The 1,224-nt window shown below is 52.6% G+C and carries 1 protein-coding gene; it reads left to right on the top strand.

What is annotated here, in order from left to right:
* Positions 1–1,224 (top strand): RHS repeat domain-containing protein (locus tag MHN79_RS20755; RefSeq protein ID WP_239174895.1); only part of this gene is annotated, 1,224 nt, incomplete at both ends.

Here is a 1,224-nt window from a genome sequence, read left to right as displayed (position 1 = left end):
CCACTATGTGTATAACGCCATCGGTCAGCGCATAGCCACTCAGCATGCTGATGGTAGCGTGTCCGCGCAATTTTATGACGCGGCGGGGCGCCTGGCGGTATCGGTGTCTGGTGCGGGGCAAGTGATTGAATACCAGCGTGACAGTCAAGGCCGGGTCGTGCGTGAAACGCAATACGCCCGCGTCGCCGACCCCCAGCAGTGGCTCAAAAAAGGCAAACTGAGCGTCACGGCAGAGACAGTGTTAAAAGACCGTGCCAACCCTGATGAGGACCGAGTGGTGTCGACTGAGTATGATGCGCTTGGGCGAGTGCACCGTGTTGTCGATGGCAAGCAGCAGGTGACGGAATACTGTTATGACCAACGTGACCGTCAGGTGCAGGTGCGTATTTACCCGCAAGGGTATCCACAAAGCGCTCGTACACTCAGCCGAGAGTATGATGTCGCGGGCAATCTGATTGAAGAAGTGGACAGCGATGGTGTGACGACTCGTCATCAATACGATAACGCAGGTCATAAGATTGAGACGCGGCGTTTCCACCACACGCCCACCAGTGTCTATCAAGATGCTAACCATGTTCCCATCGACAAATGGAAAATCTATGACAATGACCCTGCTGGGGCGACGATGACGCCTACCTTTGATGCCGATTATGGCGGTGAGGTGATGGTGTTAAAGGGTGATAAGCTAAACAATGCCTCTCATTTGGCGGCCGACAGTACAGGCAGCAGCTGGAAAAATCGTGATGCGCGCCTGATTGAATGGGACATGAAGTTCTCAGAAGAGATGATGATTTATGTTAGCGTTCAGACTGAAAAAGGGCATCGATACCTGACTTATTACCCCAAAACCATGACGCCAAGCCTGAACGAAAAAGGCTATGCACATCATGGGATGGGTAAAGTTGTTGATGGGCAGTGGCACACCATAAGGCGCGATTTGGCGGCGGACTTGAAAGCGGTGGAGCCAGATAACCGTATTCTGCATGTCAATAAGTTTCTTGTTCGAGGCTCTGGCTCGATAGGTAAGGTGGCGCTTCGGCCTGTTGCCTCAGCGACCCAAGTCAGTGTGTACCAAGATGCCAACCATGTTCCCAGCGACAAATGGAAAATCTATGACAATGACCCTGCTGGGGCGACAATGACGCCCACCTTTGATGCCGATTATGGCGGTGAGGTGATGGTGTTAAAGGGTGATAAGCTAAACAATGCCTCTCATTTGGCGGC

Source organism: Vibrio sp. Of14-4 (assembly GCF_022347625.1).
In the GTDB taxonomy this organism is placed as follows: domain Bacteria; phylum Pseudomonadota; class Gammaproteobacteria; order Enterobacterales; family Vibrionaceae; genus Vibrio; species Vibrio pristinus.
The sequence above is the reverse complement of the archived record's forward strand: the minus strand, read 5'-3'. Positions and strand labels throughout refer to the sequence as shown.